Origin of the sequence: Paenibacillus vulneris (assembly GCF_039543185.1) — a bacterium.
Lineage (GTDB): Bacteria > Bacillota > Bacilli > Paenibacillales > NBRC-103111 > Paenibacillus_S > Paenibacillus_S vulneris.
Genome location: NZ_BAABJG010000036.1, coordinates 135,552 through 154,580, shown reverse-complemented (window position 1 = coordinate 154,580; position 19,029 = coordinate 135,552). Strand labels below are relative to the sequence as shown.

16 protein-coding genes and 1 rRNA gene are annotated in these 19,029 nt (G+C 51.5%); 10 read left to right on the top strand and 7 right to left on the bottom strand.

Annotated features, from left to right (window positions below; genetic code table 11):
- Nucleotides 1-217 precede the first annotated feature (217 nt).
- Nucleotides 218-334 (top strand): 5S ribosomal RNA (gene rrf, locus ABEA66_RS28385).
- 134 nt (nucleotides 335-468) lie between these two features.
- Here rrf and ABEA66_RS28380 read toward each other — a convergent pair.
- The 3 genes from ABEA66_RS28380 to ABEA66_RS28370 form a co-directional block, all read right to left on the bottom strand.
- Nucleotides 469-3,036 carry a glycosyl hydrolase family 95 catalytic domain-containing protein gene (locus ABEA66_RS28380; protein WP_345592967.1) on the bottom strand — a complete coding sequence of 856 codons (2,568 nt, stop codon included), beginning with the start codon at nucleotides 3,034-3,036 and terminating at the stop codon, nucleotides 469-471.
- 1 nt (nucleotide 3,037) lies between these two features.
- Entirely contained in the window at nucleotides 3,038-4,369 is a 1,332-nt protein-coding gene (locus ABEA66_RS28375; RefSeq protein ID WP_345592965.1) for an ABC transporter substrate-binding protein, read from the bottom strand.
- A gap of 120 nt (nucleotides 4,370-4,489) precedes the next feature.
- Nucleotides 4,490-5,383: an AraC family transcriptional regulator gene (locus tag ABEA66_RS28370; protein WP_079914005.1), complete on the bottom strand. Its 894-nt coding sequence runs from the start codon at nucleotides 5,381-5,383 to the stop codon at nucleotides 4,490-4,492.
- 215 nt (nucleotides 5,384-5,598) lie between these two features.
- Between ABEA66_RS28370 and ABEA66_RS28365 the strand changes: the two genes are divergently transcribed.
- From ABEA66_RS28365 to murQ, 7 genes are all read left to right on the top strand, one after another.
- Nucleotides 5,599-6,459: a MurR/RpiR family transcriptional regulator gene (locus ABEA66_RS28365; RefSeq protein WP_079914006.1), complete on the top strand. Its 861-nt coding sequence runs from the start codon at nucleotides 5,599-5,601 to the stop codon at nucleotides 6,457-6,459.
- Complete coding sequence (locus ABEA66_RS28360; protein ID WP_345592959.1) at nucleotides 6,452-7,480, top strand: serine hydrolase domain-containing protein; 1,029 nt, start codon at nucleotides 6,452-6,454, stop codon at nucleotides 7,478-7,480. Before ABEA66_RS28365 ends, ABEA66_RS28360 begins: the two co-directional genes overlap by 8 nt.
- Nucleotides 7,481-7,514: 34 nt before the next feature.
- Nucleotides 7,515-8,813, top strand: a complete 1,299-nt coding sequence (locus ABEA66_RS28355; protein ID WP_345592957.1) for an ABC transporter substrate-binding protein — start codon at nucleotides 7,515-7,517, stop codon at nucleotides 8,811-8,813.
- A 34-nt stretch (nucleotides 8,814-8,847) separates the two neighbouring features.
- Nucleotides 8,848-9,801 carry a carbohydrate ABC transporter permease gene (locus ABEA66_RS28350; RefSeq protein ID WP_079914009.1) on the top strand — a complete coding sequence of 318 codons (954 nt, stop codon included), beginning with the start codon at nucleotides 8,848-8,850 and terminating at the stop codon, nucleotides 9,799-9,801.
- A gap of 13 nt (nucleotides 9,802-9,814) precedes the next feature.
- Nucleotides 9,815-10,639: a carbohydrate ABC transporter permease gene (locus ABEA66_RS28345; protein WP_192705121.1), complete on the top strand. Its 825-nt coding sequence runs from the start codon at nucleotides 9,815-9,817 to the stop codon at nucleotides 10,637-10,639.
- Between the two features lie 78 nt (nucleotides 10,640-10,717).
- On the top strand, nucleotides 10,718-11,761 hold the full coding sequence (locus tag ABEA66_RS28340) for an N-acetylglucosamine kinase (RefSeq protein ID WP_345592954.1): 1,044 nt from the start codon (nucleotides 10,718-10,720) through the stop codon (nucleotides 11,759-11,761).
- Nucleotides 11,754-12,671, top strand: a complete 918-nt coding sequence (murQ, locus tag ABEA66_RS28335; protein ID WP_345592952.1) for an N-acetylmuramic acid 6-phosphate etherase — start codon at nucleotides 11,754-11,756, stop codon at nucleotides 12,669-12,671. Before ABEA66_RS28340 ends, murQ begins: the two co-directional genes overlap by 8 nt.
- 525 nt (nucleotides 12,672-13,196) lie before the next feature.
- On the opposite strand, the gene ABEA66_RS28330 is transcribed toward murQ, so the two are convergent.
- The 4 genes from ABEA66_RS28330 to ABEA66_RS28315 all read right to left on the bottom strand — a co-directional run bounded on the left by ABEA66_RS28330 (nucleotide 13,197) and on the right by ABEA66_RS28315 (nucleotide 16,344).
- Nucleotides 13,197-13,370, bottom strand: coding sequence for a hypothetical protein (locus ABEA66_RS28330; RefSeq protein ID WP_345592950.1), 174 nt, complete (start codon nucleotides 13,368-13,370; stop codon nucleotides 13,197-13,199).
- A 201-nt stretch (nucleotides 13,371-13,571) separates the two neighbouring features.
- On the bottom strand, nucleotides 13,572-14,756 hold the full coding sequence (nagA, locus tag ABEA66_RS28325; protein WP_345592948.1) for an N-acetylglucosamine-6-phosphate deacetylase: 1,185 nt from the start codon (nucleotides 14,754-14,756) through the stop codon (nucleotides 13,572-13,574).
- Nucleotides 14,753-15,481: a glucosamine-6-phosphate deaminase gene (gene nagB, locus ABEA66_RS28320; protein ID WP_345592946.1), complete on the bottom strand. Its 729-nt coding sequence runs from the start codon at nucleotides 15,479-15,481 to the stop codon at nucleotides 14,753-14,755. Before nagB ends, nagA begins: the two co-directional genes overlap by 4 nt.
- Nucleotides 15,482-15,501: 20 nt before the next feature.
- Nucleotides 15,502-16,344 (bottom strand): MurR/RpiR family transcriptional regulator, encoded by an 843-nt coding sequence (locus ABEA66_RS28315; RefSeq protein ID WP_192705115.1) that lies wholly within the window; start codon nucleotides 16,342-16,344, stop codon nucleotides 15,502-15,504.
- A 261-nt stretch (nucleotides 16,345-16,605) separates the two neighbouring features.
- Here ABEA66_RS28315 and ABEA66_RS28310 point away from each other — a divergent pair, with 261 nt between their 5' ends.
- Entirely contained in the window at nucleotides 16,606-17,811 is a 1,206-nt protein-coding gene (locus ABEA66_RS28310; protein ID WP_345592943.1) for a Gfo/Idh/MocA family protein, read from the top strand.
- Nucleotides 17,812-18,279: 468 nt separating this feature from the next.
- The gene (locus tag ABEA66_RS28305; protein WP_345592941.1) at nucleotides 18,280-18,951 is read left to right on the top strand and encodes a DUF6483 family protein; all 672 of its coding nucleotides are present in this window, start codon (nucleotides 18,280-18,282) and stop codon (nucleotides 18,949-18,951) included.
- Nucleotides 18,952-19,029 lie beyond the last annotated feature (78 nt).

Here is a 19,029-nt window from a genome sequence, read left to right as displayed (position 1 = left end):
AGGGCTTATCCATTACCCAAGAAAGTGAAGAGAAGCTTCGAAGCTGATTCCAAATACTTTCTCGGGGCCCGGGAAAAACCGGGAAACTAATTCACGAACTTTACGCATGCATTTCGTATCTAGTTTTCAGGGAATAAGCCTTGAGCTGCAAGTCCTTTCTGAGGATGGATATTTTCTCGCAGCATTTTCGAAGAAGCATAACCTTCGAAAAATCCAGTTTGGTGATGATGGCGGAAGGGAACCACGCGTACCCATACCGAACACGAACGTTAAGCCTTCCAGCGTCGATGGTACTTGGACCGAAGGGTCCTGGGAGAGTAGAACGTCGCCAAGCAAAAAGCAGTTGATCTTTTAATCAGATCAGCTGCTTTTTTTGTGTACTTGAACCAGCATAAGCAAGAGTGAAACCTGAAGACTTAAAAAAGAGGCCGTTTTCGAAAGAATCGATTTCCGAAAACGGCCTGCGTTTTATTCCTTTACCAATCGATAGGTCTTGCCTTTTTCGGCTTCAAATAGGATACACTCCTGCTTAGTTCTGTCGACTTTGAAATCGATAAGATCGCCTGTATTGATCTCTACGACTGTTATATTCTCTGCCGGCCATGGGTTCATAATCTTGCACAAGGTGGAGCGGCGGGCTTCTATCTCGACGAAAGTCACCCCGGCTGAAGTTCGTGCGGCGGATACCCAGAAGCCGCCGCGGGCCTGAAATCGTCGGAACGAAATTTCGGCCCAATCCGGCACAGCCGGGAACAAATGGATCCGTCCGCTCCGGCTGTTAATGACCCGTTCCGGGTCTTCGTTAATTGCGATGCACAGGTCGGCATAGGTTTCGATTGTTCTTGGATGCACGCCGTCCACCGTGGGGAACCTATCCTTACACTCTCCAAGCAGTACATAAACCGGCCGGTTATGACCGGCAGGCACGCTTCGAACGGTGCGCAGCATCATCTCCTTTTCCTTCGGACCGCTATCCAGGTGGATTTCATCGGCTAAGGTAGTTGGGTAGACACCGATATACCAAGGATGACAGCCTTTGGACCACCGCGGCTTGATACCTGGAACGCCCGCATAGATAAGACCTTCCTCCGTTTCGTAAGTCGGATAAGGAGGGAGGTTGTTGGCCGCATACAGCCAATCCGCCTTCAAATCTTGATCCGTACCTAAATAATCGGCGAGCTCGGCAGCTCTGTGAAAGGTCCAGCGGAACATAGAGATTGCGCTGATCGTATCCCGGTTGTATTCGAACTTCGGCTGGATGCCCCAGCTTTCCGCTTCGACGGCAGGGACGATGTGGAAGAGACCGTCCTCCTGCAGCTCGAGATAGGATAGGTAGAAGATCGCGAGATCACGCAAAGCCGGGTATAACAATCGCTGCATTAAGGCTTCATCTGCCGCGTAATCCCACATATCCCATAGTACTTTGAGCACCTGAGCTCCTGTTTCCAGACAGAGCTCCAGCGTCGAGTTCGTGTGGACGTAACGGTCCGGCTTGACCGGAGGCAAGTACCCGTGCACAAGGATCATGCCCGGAAGGCCGTATACCTCGGAAGCATTCTTCCGAGCCGCCGGGAGCCAGTGCTCGACCAGCTGCCACCACATATCCAGAGCGTCCTCCCGGGAACGGACGACCATGGGCGTATAAAACAGCTCATTATAGCATGGCAGGCTGTGCCATGGTTGAATGTCTGTTTCGATACCTGCATAGGAGGCGCTTGCCTCAAATTTGCGGGCATCGGTTCGGCACCCGCCGCTGTGCTTGCACGCCCAGCTGTTGAACAGGTGGGTTATTTCCTTCTCATAATACGAATCTCCGGGATACAGTACTCGTCCATGCTCCCTTTTATCGTATAACGCATCATACCAATCGGTATTCTCTTTCAGTAAAGCTTCGAATCCGTCCGTTACGGCTTCCAGAAGCTGCCGTTTCGCAAATTCCATAATGTCGGCAGCATCATTGGAGGTGACGACAACGGTATAGAGCGTGGCCTGACCGGAGCTGAGCCGGTTCAAGGCCGCTGTAGCCGCGGCGCCCGGTGCCTGCCGAATGCGGTCATAGTCCTTCTCGTGAAATGTCCAGCCTTCATCGGCATATGGTGGCGTGCCGAGACCAAAGCCATTTTCGACGGTTTCAAGCTCTGCATCGCTGCCGCTGACAAGTCCCATTACTACATATTCGAAGCCATCGGGAAAAGTTTTCTCGGCAGGCAGCCGCTGCCGAATCCAAAAAAATCTGCCCTCGCTGCCGCTCTCGGGAGGCTCTATCGGGCCGTTCCATGCGGCGTCACGTTCATAATGATAGTATTCAACGGGCTGATCGCTGCCTCTAGGCAGATAGACGGGCTGCCGTTCCTCCATAGGCTTGAATTCCGTACCTTCGACATTCATATACATGCGATGCGCCTGATCTCTATGGCGGTACAAGCGGAACGAAAGAGGATGAGACAATCCGGAGAACTCCGTCCGCATCGCAATAACGCTGCGCTTCATCGAGAGAAGCACATCTAGCTGAAGAGAAGCTTTCCCATGAACCAGAGTGCTGCTTGTTAATCCGCTGCTGCACTGCTGAACGGTTTGTACCGGATCGCATCCTTGGAAATCGTTGCAGCGGACGATGATCTGCCCCACCGGCTTTTGGCAAGGAAACGGGTAGGCGCGAAAAGCGGCATAAGGCTCTCTACGGCCGCCTCTCGGGTCAAGGGAGCCGTATTTGGGCCTGGTATTGCCTGACGGCTGAATGTCCAGGAAGCCTTCATTCGCTTGGGAATAAGCTCCCTCCCGAAGCTCCTTCAGAGTCAGTACAGGTGGATCCGCTATTCTTCGATCGAAGACATCCGACTTTATCATGCTTAATGTGATTTGCTCCGGAGGGCCCCATAAAGCCGCCTTGATGGACGGGTGGTTTAGGTACAGCTTCGAGTCCATCGACCAGGCCGCTTGAGGCTGCGGACAAGTGGGGTGCAAGGTTCTCCGGATTTGCACTTGTTTAGCCATATCCTTTAGAGGGAGATAGCCCTGCCAAGGCAGCTGATTCATTCTATTTGCCGCCTCCTCCCTGGGCCTTGGCGTCCGTCAAAGCTTTGTTGATCGTTTCCTCGGCCTCCCTTAATGCCGTATTAATATCCGTTTGGTTTTTAAGCATTTTGTCGAATGAATTGCCGGGGACACCGGCTACATCGGCGAACGTCAAGTTCGCATCGCGGATCGGTGCAGGGGCCGCGTAACGGTTATAGAAGACAGCCTGCAGGTTTTTCCCTTTTAGCGATTCAATATCCTGGCCGAACACGCCTTGGATCTTTTTATCCGCAAGAGGCGTGAGCAGCGCTTTTTTGGATAACTGCGTCTGCACTTCATCCGACAGCAGGTACGCGATGACATCGAATGCCTCATCTTTATGCTTGGATTGCTTGGTCACATACATCGAGTAGAAATTAGGCTGGAAGCCGACCTTCGGGGCGTCCTTGAAGACAGGAGCTGCAGTAATGTCCCAGTTGGCGCTTGGATTTTTTTGAGACCAGGTGATCAGCTTCTCGGTAACGTTCAAGTCCATCGCTTCGGTTCCTCCGGCAAACTCCCCCGGGATGGAAATCTCGTTATTGGGCACGTCGTAGATTCGTTTGAAGTTCGCGAACAGATCCTTCCAGGCATCCGTATTGACTGCCGCCTTGTCCTCTTTTTCGCTCATAAAGCCAAGCGATCTTTGGTTATATTTGAACACAAGAGGGCTGTTGTAACGAAGACCGACGTAATTTACGCCGTTCTCTGCCCGGGACACCTTGCGGACCAAATCATACACTTCGTCCCAGGTAATGCCGTCCTTAGGGTAAGGAACGCCGAATTTATCGAATATATCCTTGTTATATCCAAGAATCAGGTTGCTTCCCATGAAAGGAAGACCGTACAGCTTTCCGTCACCCCAGTTTTTCAAAACCTGAAGCACTGTGGAATCAATCCTGTTCAAATCGAAATTATGCTTTTTGATCAGCTCCGACAAATCGTAATGAAGATCATTCGCCATAATTCTGGGCTTTACGTTGGTGCTGCTTTCTAGAATAATATCGGGAATCGTGCCGGCGGCAATCAAGTCAGGATAATCTTGTCCTTTGCCCTTATGGATATGCTCGACCTTGATATGAGGGAATTTCGCCGTAATAAAATCGCCGATCTCCTTGGAGAAGTTGTCCTCATTCGCATAGTTGCCGTTTTGAGCCGTGTAAAACAGCAAGGTAAACGGTGTGTTCGCTGCAGCGGCTTCAGTCTTACCAGGGTCCCCGGAGCTTTTTGCGGAGGAACTTTCTTGAGTGCTGCAGCCGGACATCATGACAGCCGTGACGAGCAGAAGCGAGGTTATAGCTTTCTTATTTACCAAACATGAACCCTCCCCATTTTTACCTGTGTGGATTTGAGTTCATCTTATAGTAAACTGAATATCACAATGCCATAGAAAAGTATCAAAATGCTATCCTAGATATGTAGCGCTTACAATAGGTCAATCTTTTTCTCGTAGCTGATGTATCAGCTTTTTCACCCCTGCCGCGTACTGATGGGGAGTCATACCGAATTTTTTCTTGAACGAGTAGATGAGATAGGACGGGGAATGAAAGCCTGTCTGGACACTGATCTGCTTGATGGACAGATCCTCGGAATGAAGCAGCGCCCGCGCTTCCTCCAAACGTTTTTCGCTTGTATATTCGGTTATGGTTTTGCCGATCTGCTCTTTGAACAGCTTCGACAAATAATTGGGAGACAAATGCAAGTCCCGGGCGATGTCCTCCATTTTGAAGTGCGTTTTGTAATGATCGTTGATCCATTTCAAAATGTTGTTAATATGCTGCGTCGAAGCTTGAGTGAACGGTTCTTTGGACAGCTCTTCGGCTGTGTACAGCTTTCGTTGAAAATAGGAAAAGAACTGGTAAAAAAACAAGAGCACTGCTTCACGATGCATCATTTCCGGGGCGTTAGACAGGATGTCATTCATCTCACTGAATTGACTCTCGAGGTATGCCGCCTGTTCATCGGTTAAATAAAACAGCTGCCGGCTCATTTTATTATCCAGTAGTTGCGTCAGGAATGAAGACAGGTAAGGAAACGAAGAAGCGAACGGTCCGATGGACGATACTTTGATCTTCAATATGCTGCGAGTATAATCCGGGGGGGATTCCATGCGCATGTAATGGATTTGAAACGGCTTGATCAAAATCAAGGTGCGGGGACGCACCTGAAAGACCGAATCGTTGATAACGAACGTTCCGCTGCCTTCATGGATATATAATAGCTCCAAACCGTCATGGGCATGAAAATGCTCGATAGATGCGGTGTACGTATGTTTGTAATTAAAAAGGTATAAATTGTTGATCCACCTTCTAAATGTCACAATTTGCATCCGATGCACCTCCGATCCTTTTTCTACCTTATTTTAATTCCATGCCTGGGAGCAAAAAACCTTTGTGACGGCAGTAAGAAGTGTAGAAATGTGTCAAAAAGAATCTGAAATAAAATTTCAAAAATGTATTTACTTTAGGAAATTTTATTTTATAATGAGATTGTAAATGTTCTTTTCCTACTTGTAAAGAAACGGGCACAAAGGAGATATCCCTTATGTTAAACGGCGGTCTGATTGGAATAAAGGAAGCTCTGCAAACGTTAAAGCCGACAGAACAGAAGGTTGCACAATACATCGTGGATCATCCGGAGACGGTCGTCAATGCTTCCGTGCAGAAAGTAGCGGAGCTGGCGGGGGTCAGTGAAGCCACTATTGTCAGACTGGCCCGATCTCTTCATCTTAAGGGGTTCCAGGAGCTGAAGCTGCGCATTGCGGCGGATCTGGCCAAAGCCGTTCACTCTGAAACGAACTCCTATCAGGAAATACAAATTGACGGATCGGTGCAGGATTTAATCCAATCCATCTCCCATAACAATACGCTTTCCATTCAAGATACGTTGACCGTGCTTTCGCCTAAAGATGTGGAGCGGGCGATAGACTGCTTAAGCAGCGCAAGAAGGGTGTACTTCTTTGGAGTGGGGGCCTCGGCGGTTATTGCCCAGGACTTCAAGCAGAAGCTGTCCCGGATTAACCGCTGGTGCGAGGCAGCGCCGGATTTTGATTCCCAGGCTACGCTGGCGGCTAACATGACCAAGGAAGATGTAGCCTTTGGTATTTCCTATTCGGGTCAGACGGAAAATATTATTCAGTCGCTGCAGATTGCCAAGGAATCCGGCGCAACCCTCATTTCCTTGACGAAGTTCGGGAGCAATCCGGTGGCGGAAATGGCCGATATCCGGTTATTCACGAGCTCATTGGAGCAGAGCATAAGAAGCGGCGCCATGGCATCAAGAATCGCGCAGCTGAACGTCATCGACATCCTCTATGTAGGTATAGCCAGCCGGACGTACGAGGAGAGCATCCAATCCCTGGAAAGGACGCGTAAAGCGGTGAGCGGGTCCAAGCGAAATGGATAACATAATACAACTTATTGAAGGCTGGGTAGCTGCCGGGAGTATCCCCGGGGCTGTAATCGATATTTCCGTTGGCGGCCATACAAGGCTGCAGCAGGCGTTTGGAGGCTACAGGCTTTCAAGCTCCGAAGAGAAGAAAGCGCTAACACTGGATTCGCTTTTTGATATCGCATCCTTAACCAAAGTGACGGCGACACTGCCGGCGGTCATGCTGCTGGTGTCCAGAGGACAGATGAAGCTTGAAGACCAGGTACAGCGGTACTTCCCTGAATTTCGTCACCCGCAGGTTACGATTCGTCACTTGCTGCAGCACTCATCCGGCCTTCCGCCGGATTTGCCGAAGGTGGACCGACTGGAAGCCCGGGATGTGATGCGCGAAGTATTCGAGCAGGAATTGATCTATGAGACGGGGACGCAGGTAAAGTACAGCGATCTGGGGTTTATTCTTCTTGGTACCGCGGTTGAACGGATAACGGGAGAGAGGCTGAACGAATTCGTCCGCCGGGAAATTCATCTCCCGCTCGGAATGGACCATACGACGTTCTTGCCGGAAGCGAAGGATAGGTACCGCATTGCTCCGACGGAGGAGTATAACGGAGCCTTCATTCACGGCGAGGTACATGACGAGAAGAGCTATCAGCTCGGCGGGGTGTCGGGAAGTGCGGGGCTGTTTGCCACGGCAGCCGACCTGGCGCGATACGGGAGAAGCTGGCTGCCGGCGAACCCGGGCGTTCTGCCGGAGGAGTGGCGCAGGCGCTGTATAACGGAGCCGTTTCTGGGACGCGGGCTTGGCTGGGAGATATGGCACGGGCAGGCGTCTGCACCGAGCTGCAGCAGCCATTGGCCCCATGGAAGCTTCGGACATACCGGCTTTACCGGAACGAGCCTGTGGATAGAGCCCGTAAGCGGGCTGGTAGTAGTGTTTCTGACGAATGCCGTTCATTACGGAAGGGCAACTCCGATAAGAGAGCTGCGGCCGCTGTTACACCAAAGTATTTATTCCTCGATTCATGGGGTTAAATAAAAAAAGAAGAACAATAAAGGGAGGAATAATCAACATGAAACATGCTTCTCTGGTTCTTGCAGCAATATTGGCAGCGTCACTGGCCGGTTGCAGCTCATCGAACACGCCTGCGGCCACGACGGCTCCAAAGGATAACAAGGGGGAGGCATCAACGCAGCCGCAGCAAAAAGTGAAGCTGACGATGGGCAGCTGGCGGACCGAGGATAAGGATGCCTACGAAAAAATTATTAAAGAGTATCAGAAGAAAAATCCGAACGTGGAAATTGAGTTCAAGCCGACCAAAAACACGGAATATAATACGGTATTGAATACGGCGCTTCAAACCGGCAGCGGTCCGGACATTATTCAGCTTCGTCCTTATGCGGCGGGCATTGCCCTGGCGGATGCAGGGTACCTGGAGCCGTTGGATTCGGTCAAAGGGTTAAGCGTCATGTCCAAGGATACACTGGCGGCGGCGACCGGCAAGGATGGCAAGGTATACGGCGTTCCCACCGTGTTCAGCTCCACGCAAATTTTTTATAACAAGAAGCTGTTCAAGAAATTCAATATCGAGGAACCGAAGACCTGGGATGATTTGATCAAAGCGGCGGATACGCTGAAGCAAAACAAGGTGACTCCGTTTGCGTTCGGCTCCAAGGAAGGCTGGATTTTGTCGTTGACGCACGGAGCTCTGGGGCCAGGCTTTTATGGCGCTAACGATTTTGTAAGCAAAATAACGTCGGGCCAAACGAACTTCAAGGATAAGGCGTTTGTCGACTCCATCCAGATGATGCAAGGCTTAACGAAATATTTCCCGGATAACTATGTCGGTATTTCCATGGATGACATGCGCAATCTGTTCGTTACCGAGCAGGCCGGCATGATGGTCATGGGAGACTGGGAGCTTGCGGTGATGAAGAAGATGAACCCGGCGCTGGAAATGGATGTTTTCCCGGTACCTGCTCCTGCAGGCGGCAAAGCGACGGTAACCACCTGGGTAGACGGATCGTTCTCGGTCAACAAAGCGTCCAAGAATAAAGCGGAGGCCATGAAATTCATCGAGTTTTTGACGACCAAGGATTTCGGCCAGCTTGTAGCGAACGAGCTGATGAAGCCTAGCACCATTCCGGGTGTGGAAGCGTCGGATCCGATCGTCACGAAGATTTCCAAATTTGCCAACAGCATCTCTACTCCTTATATGTTTGTCGTTCATTTCAGCTCCGGCAACCCTACAACCAAGGTCACACTGGAAACGGCGCTGCAGGGTATGTATTTGAATAAGCAAACGCCGCAAGACGTTGTGGAGGAAGTACAAAAAAGCGCGGATACCTGGTTCAAGCCTGCAGGCAAGTAAGTAAAATACAGATGGAAAAGGCGGCGAGGCGCACATGAATGGAACGAATGTTCAACTGCAAGCACCCAAGCATAAGCCTAAATCATTCAACTGGAGAAAAGGATTTATTCATCTGTTTCCGATTCCGGCCCTCGCCGTCTTTACGCTGTTCATCGTTTACCCGATTCTGGCTGCATTCAGCTACAGCTTGTTCGACTGGCAGGGCTTAAGGAAAGGCGCTTTTCTCGGTATCGGAAATTTCGTCACGCTGTTTACGAAAGAACCCTTCAATACGTATTTCTGGAATTCCCTTGCCCATAACGCGTATTATTTTGTGCTGGAAATGATTTTCCAAAACGGCATCGCTTTTGTATTGGCCTATATCATTTTCTCGAAGGTCAAGGGCGCAGAGCTGTTCAAAATGGCCTACTTTTTGCCGAGGCTCTTGTCCGTCATTGTTGTAGGCTTTCTGTGGAAGCTGATGCTGAATCCGAACTTCGGAGCCGTCAATGTGTTTCTGAAGCAAATCGGCCTGGAGCAGTGGGCGAGACCGTGGCTCGGAGAGCCGGTCACGGCGTTGACAGCCATTATTCTGGCGAACTGCTGGTTCGGTATCGGCTTCGCGGTATTGATTCTGCTGGCTGGCCTGCATTCCATCTCTCAAGAGGTGCTGGAAGCGGCCCGGCTGGACGGGGTTAAAGGATTCAGGCTGATCCGGTCGATCATATTGCCGATGATGATGCAGTCCGTCGTTATTATTACGGTATTCACCTTCGTGCAAGCCTTTGAAGCGTTTGAGCTGGTGTACGCAATGCAAGGGTCGCAGGGGGAACCGGTTCATTCTACGGATACGCTGGCCGTGTTCTTTTACCGTACGGCATTTGGCTCCTCAAGCGGGGACGGAACGGCTATCGGTCTTGGTTCGGCGCTGGCGGTCACATTATTTTTCATTATCGCTTCGTTATCGGCGATTTTCATGGCACTGATGAAGAAAAAAGACATCGAGTAGAGGAGGGCTTGCATTGAAACATTCGCTTGGAATCCGCATTGTGCAGTATGTTATTGCTTTCTTGTTCGCCGTCTTAAGTCTCTACCCGATCTTCCTCATGCTGCTTTCATCGCTGAAAACGAACATCGAAATTTTCAAAAACCCGCTCGCTTTGCCTGATGTGTGGAGTCTTGCGGCATACCGCAAGCTGCTGGAGCAGGTCCATTACTTCGACTACTTCTGGAACAGCGCGGCTGTTAGCATCATCTCCGTCGCATTGATCATCGTATTCGGCTCGCTCGCTTCGTTCTATATCGCGCGTTTTTCGTTTAAATGGAATGGGGCGCTGTTCTTCTACTTTCTATTAGGCATGATGATACCGATCAAGCTGGGGATTGTACCTCTGTTTATGCTAATGAAAAATTTGCAGCTGCTGAATACGCAATTATCGCTGATATTGGTCTATGTGGCGATAGGTCTCCCTTTGGCGGTTCTCATCTTGACGGGATTTTTCCGGACGCTGCCTAAGGAGCTGGAGGAAGCAGGGAGAATCGACGGCTGCTCGAATCTGAATATTTTGGTGCGCATTATTGCGCCGTTGATGAGGCCGGCGTTGGGCACGGTTATGATCATGAATTTTATTACTGTCTGGAACGATTTCTTCTTTCCGTTAATCTTCGTTCAAGAGGAAGCGAAAAAGACGATTCCCGTAGGTATGCTGACGCTGTTCAGCGAGTACTCCACGGACTGGAGCGTGCTGTTCGCGGGGCTGACGCTGTCGTCGCTGCCGATGATCATTTTGTTCGCCGTGGCATCCAAGCAGTTCATGGAAGGGATGACTGCCGGAGCCGTCAAATAGGATGGCAAAGCAGCCGGTATTGGCCGTATCCGACAAGGGTAGTAAACGAGGCTTTCGATGAAAGGGGGATTGCGGCTGATGGATAAGAGAGAACAAGCAGAGGAAGAGCTCAGGAACCGAAGATATATCGGGATCGATGGCGGAGGGACCAAGACCGCCTGCATCATCGGCGACGGCACCGGCCGCATATTGGCCATCTGCTATGGAGAATCGAGCAGCATCAAATCCCGTCCGTGGGACGAAGTAAAGCGCGTGCTGAAAGAGCTTATTGAACAGGCGATGGAGCTGTCTAGGAGTCCTATGGACCAATTGGCCGGAGTGTTTCTCGGCTTGGCCGGGGCGGACCGGCCGGAGGAGAGGAAACGCTTGTATGCGTTCATGCGGGAGCTGCTCCCCGAGCATGCCACCATTACGGTTCATAATGATGCGATTACCGCGTTGGCGGCCGGCACCTGGGGGGAAGGCGGCATTGTTCTCATCTCGGGAACAGGATCTATCGCCTACGGCTATTTGCCGGAAAGCGACACTTATGTCCGTGTAGGCGGATGGGGATATTTGCTGGGTGATGAGGGCAGCGGCTATGATATTGGCAGACAGGCCTTGGTGGCTGTCATGAAGGAGCATGACGGGCGAGGAGTGAAGACCCGGTTGACGGAGCAGCTATTGGCATATTGGTCGCTGTCCGACCCTAATCAGATCATCAGCTATGTGTACAGCCAGGCGAATCCTCGTACGGTGATTGCCGATGCGGCCAAATGGACCTTGATGACAGCAGAGCAAGGGGATGAAGTGGCGGAGAAGATTGTGCAAGAGGCTGCGGCCGAGCTGGCCGAGCTTATCATTACGGCAAAAAGAAGGCTGACAGAGCTGCGTCCGGATGCCGATGTATCCCGGCTGCCGGTTGTACTAAGCGGGGGATTATTCGCAAACGAGGGGTTCGTGCGCCGGCTGTCAGCCCACGAAGCTGTCGCGGCAAGCGGGCTAAGCTTAAGAAGGCTTGGCATCCCGCCTGCGGCCGGCTGCTATATTCTTGCGTTAAAGCAAGCGGGGATACAAATAACCGATAACATCAAACAGCATATTGCCGACTGGGAGGCAGGAGGGGAAGCGACAGTTGGATAAAAGCACAGTACAACCCGTAACCGAGCAGAGGAACGCCAAATCAGCACAATTGGACCAGCTTAGCGTTCCTGAAATTATCCGATTAATGAATGAAGAAGATCAGACGGTTGCCAGCTCCGTGCAGCGCTCGCTGCCACAGATCACTCGTGCTGTCGAAACGATAGTGGAAGTGATGAGGCGCGGAGGGAGGTTATTCTACGTAGGAGCCGGAACCAGCGGGAGATTAGGCGTACTGGACGCCTCCGAATGTCCGCCGACATTCGGCGTCGACAGGTCGCTTGTCACCGGACTGATAGCCGGGGGAGAGACAGCCATTACGACGGCGATTGAAAATGCGGAGGATGACGATGAAGCGGGAGCGAGGGAGATCGAAGCGCATATCACGGCTAACGATGCCGTAGTAGGCATTGCAGCCAGCGGCAATACGCCCTATGTCATCGGCGCCATCCGTCGTGCGCGGGAGATAGGGGCAATGACCGCAGGTATCTCCTGCAATGAGAGCACTAAGCTTAGCCAGGCCGCAGAGTATGCCATTGAAGTGCCGGTAGGCCCGGAGATCGTCACCGGCTCCACCCGTCTGAAGGCGGGAACGGCAACCAAGATGGTGCTGAACATGATTACGACGACGGCCATGATCCGGCTTGGCAAGGTATATGGCAACCTGATGGTCAACGTGCAGGCGACCAATGAGAAGCTTCGCGACCGGGTAGTAAGAATCGTAAGTGAAGCTGCCAAGGTGGATCGCGAGGTGGCCGCGGCCTTTGCCCATCAGGCAGATGGCGACGCCCGAGTGGCGATCCTGATGATCCGCTTCGGCGTAGAGAAGGAACAGGCGGTAGAAGCGCTGACGGAGTGCGGCCAGCATTTTGGTGAAGCGATCAAGTGGCTGGAGAGGAAAAGCTTGGCCTAGCGGCCAAGCTTGAGCCTTTTTGGAAGCCTGAAGTGCTTGAACTATTCCGATACATTCCGGTGGGGTATACCCCTCCAGCCGCTGTTGAAACCCGTGAAAGTTGATTCTATTTTTATCAGTATTTTTACGGGTTTCAAAGGCGGACGCTATTGCTCCTCCGAGGCATACCCCACTCTCCATTTATAGCATAGTTCTCGCAAAACAGGATTTCTCAACAACCTGAAGCTTGGCCTAGTGGCCAAGCTTTTTTGTTGGAGGAGGAAGAGTAAGGCAGGGACATCGGCTCCGGATGTGGAGACCGAATCGCTGTTTCAGCTTCGCCTTATACAATGGGCAAATCATGTATGGACTAAGCAATAAAAGAATTCGCCGTATGAAGCCCATCATCGTTCGTGAACGCGTTAAGTCGAGGGCAGGTTTCAATCAGGCTTTTCGGAGCGCAAGTCACGAAAACAGGAAGAAGCAGGCTGGCCATGATGATAAGTGGCACAGCCTGCTTTGTATTAAGGTGTGGCAGATGATGGCTCAGCTCTTATCTTCCGCTGAGGTATCTACCACCGTGCAGCTACCGGGATAGCCGTCGTTTTGGATCATTTCATCTAGATGCTCCCGCATCGCTTCATCTCCGGCTCTATCGGCCACGAGCTTCGCAGGCGGCTGGTGAAACTCCACAAGACCCTTCGGTTTCGCGTCGGTCATTTGTATCCCTCCTCTTCTATGTTCTCCTTTGAAGCATAAAACGTCTTGTAGCATCTGAAATCATCCTTAAATTTCAACTATAACCTTCCCTGCAGGATTGACTTTATTCATAGGGGATGCCAGCGTATAAATAAAACGCCATGGAGCTGATACGGATGCTCCCTGGCGTTTGAGTATTTAAGAATGATGAGTACAAATTTTTTAGCGAATTACGCGTCCTTGAATCCAGACGCGTTCCAGCTCGAGCTCCTTGTTAAGCAGCAGCACGTCCGCTTGCTTGCCAGCCTCAATCGCTCCGGTCTCGGATTCGATGCCGAGTCTGCGGGCCGGGGTGCCGCTTGCCATACGGCTTGCATGCTCGATACTGATGCCGGCCTCGCGGACGGCATAACGGAATGCTTCAATCATGGTCAGCGTGCTGCCTGCCAGGCTGTCGCCTTCCTTAAGCCGCGCAACGCCGCCATGTACGATGACGTCGAGACCGCCGAGCTTGTACTCGCCGTTCCCGAGACCCGCAGCGGACATGGCGTCGGTAATGAGCAGCAGATTGTCCGGGCCCTTCATTTGCGCCAGCAGGCGAATGCAGGCAGGATGGACATGATGGCCGTCGGCGATAACTTCCGCCATGATCGCCGGATTGGTGAGCACCGCTCCGACGGTTCCTGGCTCGCGATGATGCAGGCGGGTCATAGCATTGAAGGTATGCACGGCATGGCTCAAGCCATGCTCGGCGGCAAGCATCACTTGATCATACGAAGCATCCGTATGACCCAATGCGGCCACGATGCCTTGCTGGGCCAAAGCCTCGATGTATTCCAGGGCGCCTTCGGACTCCGGCGCCAGTGTCTGCATCTTGATCAGACCAGGGAAGCGCTGCGTCCAATCCTCCAGCCATGCAGGCTGTGGAGGGACGATGAACTGCGGATTTTGCGCGCCGGGCCATTTGGCGCTGATGTAGGGTCCTTCCAGATGAACGCCGTGCAGCTGGGCGTAAGGCATTCCTGCCTCGCGGTAGCTTTGAACCCGCGTGAGTACTTGATCGATATCCTCCTTGGAGGCGGTAACGGTGGTTGCCAGCATGATGATCGTACCATTCTGAGCATGGAAGCGGGTGATCGCATCGAGTCCTTCGGCATCCGCATCCATGAAGTCATGTCCGTAGCCTCCATGAACGTGGACATCGATGAAGCCCGGCAATATATAGCCGCCTTGGCCGTCAATCACTTCGCAATCCCGGGCTAACGTCCGGGCGTGCTCGACGCTCCCGGTTTCTTTGCCGATAGCGGCGATGCGTCCATCGGATAGCAGAATCCATCCGTTCTTCACGGTGGTATCAGGCGTGACGATTCTTACATTATAGAGATAGGTACTTTTGCCTTGGCTCATTTGAACAGCCTCCCAGCTTCCGAATCTACCAGTACGACTAAGTGAGGATGCGTTTGCAGCAGCGATGCAGGGCAATCCGTAGTAATAGGTCCCGTCAGGGCACGATGGACGATCTCGGCCTTGTCCGCGCCCTTCACAACCAGCAAAATCATTTTGGCTTTAAGAATCGTTCCTACTCCCATGGTCAAAGCATGAGTAGGGACCTGATCCATGGAATCAAAAAATCTTGCGTTCGCCTTACGGGTTTCTTCACGCAGCTCCACAACATGAGTCCCGCTGATCAAGGCATGGTCCGGCTCATTGAAGCCGATATGCCCGTTATGTCCGAGACCGAGCAGCTGCAGATCAATTTGTTTGGCCTGCTCCAATAGCTTATCGTACCGCTTGCACTCGGCAGCCGGATCTGCGGCATTGCCGTCAGGGATATGCGCCTGGCTGCGAGGCAAATCGATATGGTTAAACAGATGCGTATTCATATAATTCCGATAGCTTTCGGCATGATCCTCCGGAAGTCCCACATATTCATCAAGGTTGAAGGAAGTCACGTCACGGAAGCTTACCAGACCGCGCTGGTAGCTCTTGACGATTTCTTCATAAATGCCGATAGGCGTTCCTCCCGTGGCCAGGCCGAGGACGGCGCGAGGGTTTGTTTGCACGAGTCCGGTAATAATGCTCGCCCCGGATTCATGCAGCTTTTCATGAGAGTCAAAGGTCAGTAGATTCACGAGTTATCTGCTCCTTGTGATTAGCGGTATTTTTTAACCATGTGAAAAGATGTTTCAAGGCGGGGAACCAGTTCATCGAACCGGTCGCTGATAAGTCCGACGAATAAAATATCGATGACATGCAGCTGGGCAATGCGCGATGCCATGTCGCCGCGGCGCATTCCTTCCTCCAGGGTGGAGGTGAATAAAGAGATCGAGGCAAGGGACGTCAACGTATTCGTGCCGAACTTGGTCAACGAAATGGTAGTCGCTCCGTTCTCGGCCGCGCATTTCAGCGCTGCGATCGTCTCCCCCGTTTCCCCGGAATAGGAAATTCCTATAGCGACATCCTCGCTCGTCAGATTGGATGCGGAAGTAATCTGCATATGCGGGTCGGAGAAGGCGAAAGCCCGTTTGCCGATACGCACCAGCTTTTGATAAAAGTCCTGCGCAACGAGCCCTGACGTAGCAACGCCGTACAGATCGATCTGTCGTGCCGATTGGAGCGCGTCGATCGCCTTCTGCAGCTGCTTCAGGTCCAGCATGCGCGTGGTGTCGGTGATTGAGCTTACGTGATTGGCCTCCATGGCGGCAACGATGCTTGAAAGCGGATTGCCCGCAATAATGTCTTGATAAGATTGAACCGAGGGCAGCTGAGCCAGCTCGGCCGCAAGCTTGACTTTAAATTCCGTGTAGCCGGAAAAGTGAAACATCTTGCAGAAGCGGGAGATGGTAGCCGTGCTTCCTCCGGATTGCTGTGAGAGCTCAGTGATGCCCATTTGGACGATATTTTGCGGGTGGGCCAGGACATAGGCGGCAATCTCCTTCTCCTTCGGGTTCATCGATTCCATTTGCTCTTGAATAGCGCTTAATATTCCGGCCATACTTACCTCTTTAAAAGAAAATTATTTTCATATATATTAAAAATAGAAGAAAAACTTTTACATCCTAACTATAACGAATTTCCAAACCAATAGCAATAACCTCCGACCCGGTTTAAGAAATTGAAAAGATAGCGGTTCCAAAATTGAGAATCCAATTCCATACTTTATAAGACGTTCCCTGACGGCGGGTGTAGAATGAAGCTTGCCTAACCTGACGAGACAGGTTGACATGTACATCAAAACCGAAACTGAGGTGAGGAAATGAGTGCAAAACAAGTATCCATCCTATTAGTAGGCATTGGCGGCTACGGTAATACCCATGTCAATGAGCTGCTGCGTGCTTATGATGACAGCGACATACGTCCGGTGATTGCCGGTGTAGTCGACGTTTATCCGGAAAAAAGCAACCATTATCAGGCACTTCAGGAGTTGAACGTTCCCTTTTATACAACGATGGAGGAGTTCTATGCCCATCACAGAGCGGATCTGGCCGTCATCAGTACCCCCATCCAATTTCACTGCAAGCAAACCTGCCTTGCTCTGGCGAACGGCAGCAGCGTCTTATGCGAAAAACCGATTGCCGCTACGGTACAGGAGGTGCGCCAGATGATGGAGGCACGCGACCGTTCAGGCAAGTTCGTTGCCATTGGCTTCGACTGGTCCTTTACCCCTCAAATTCAGCAGCTGAAGCAGGATGTCATGTCAGGGCTGTTCGGCAAGCCGGTCCGTCTCAAAACCGTCGTGCTCTGGAGAAGAACGGACAGTTATTTTTCAAGCGGATGGAAAGGACGGCAAAAGAGCGACCAAGGCGAATGGATCTTGGACAGTGTAGCTCATAACGCAACGTCTCATTATTTGCATAATATGTTTTACATTTTGGGTTCCAAAACGGATGAAAGCCTGCGTCTGCAAAGTGTGGAGGCCGAGCTGTACCGTGCGAACCCCATCGAGAATTTCGATACGTGCGCCGTAAGAGTTCAGGGAGAAGGCGGAGTTGAGGTGCTGTTCTACGCTACGCATGCGGTCAGCCAAAACTTCGGACCTTCTTTTTGCTATGAATTCGAAAAAGCCGTCATTACCTATACTTCCGGTCAGAACGGCAACCGCATCGAAGCCGCGTTCCAGGACGGAACGGTTAAAGTCTATGAAGCCCGCAAAGCGAGTAAGCTGAGAACCTGCATCCAGGCAGCCGCTTCAGGTGAGGCAGGCATTCCCTGCGGCTTGGAGGCCGCCTACGCCGAAGTCCTGTGCACCAACGGAATGCTGAGCTCCATGCCGGATATCCACTCGTTTCCCGTTGAAAGTATCCGGCGCGATGAAGAGATCGGGTATACATGGGTGGAGGGACTGAAGGAAGCTTTGCTTGATAGCTATCACCGGTGGTCTCTTCCTTCCGAGCTTGGATACGAATGGGCCGCGAAGGGGAACCGGACGGAATTAGGCAACTATCGTGCTTATGTAGGATGATGGACAGCCGCGGGAACGATGGTATAGAAAAAAATGTGACACTGCAGGATGATTTTGCAGAATAAAAATCGGTTGAAGACTGAAATAGAGTTGAAGAAAAGAAGATGAACTGAAAAAGCTGCAGTGGAGAAGTTGCAGTAAAAAGAAGTCGAAGTAAGCAGCAGCGTAGAACAAAAGAGGGAATGGTTGCGGGTGGAGAAGCGATAGCGTCCGCCTTTGAAGCTCGTGTTCCAACCGCTGCAAGCATATAATGAAAGGAACACGACTTCAACAGCGGTCGGAATCCTGCAACCAATTCCCTCCCTTTGCACAAATGTCTGCCTACGATTACTTGTATGTAAACCATCCTGGCCCAAGGCCAGGTTTTTTCTTTTCCCCTACGCAGCTTCATTTTTTCCAATTTCCATCACCATACAGTACAATAAGAAGTACATCTGTACAAAAGATAAGGCATGGGAGGGATCCGCATTGTACCGCAGAGATTACTTGATGCGAATGATCGAGCAATTTAGCGTATCCATGGGACAAGTCCTGTTTCAAAGACAAAACCGCCGGTTCGCGGAGGCCATGGAGCTGTTGACGCAAGCGATGAAGCAGCTGCTTGGCTTAAACTCCAAAATGGTTCGGGCGCTGTCCGTCAAGGACATCATTGGACTGCTGTCGACAAACGGATATTTCGACGTGGGCAAAGGGCTTCTCTTAAGCGATATGCTCGTCGCAGAGGGCGATGTACTGAACGAGGCGGGGGAGGAGAGGGAAGGGACAGGCTGCCTTCTGAAATCTCTGGAGCTTCTGCTCCATATTCGCCGGATGAAGGAAGCGGAGCAGGGGCTAAGCGATGTGGACGAACGGATCGCCGCTGTCCTGCCGAAGGTGCAGCATGTTCGGATGACTGCATTCATGAGGGAGGTACTGACGGAATATTACGATGATGCCGGGCTTTTATCCAAGGCGGAGGACATGTTGTTTTTCCTGCTGGAGGACGATCCGGGAAACGCCGCCGCGATGGAACGGGGCATGGCCATGATGGAGCGGTGGCTTAGCTTGCCCCCGGAAGCGATCGAGAAGGGCGGCTTAAGCGCGGAGGAAATTCGGGAAAGTTACGATTTACTGAATAAAATGAAGCATTCGGCGAGCTAACCGTCATGAATGTTCGGAATTGGGAATTGAAATGCGAACTTTATGTTGTCCTTTTTCACATAATGTTCGCCTTTTTTT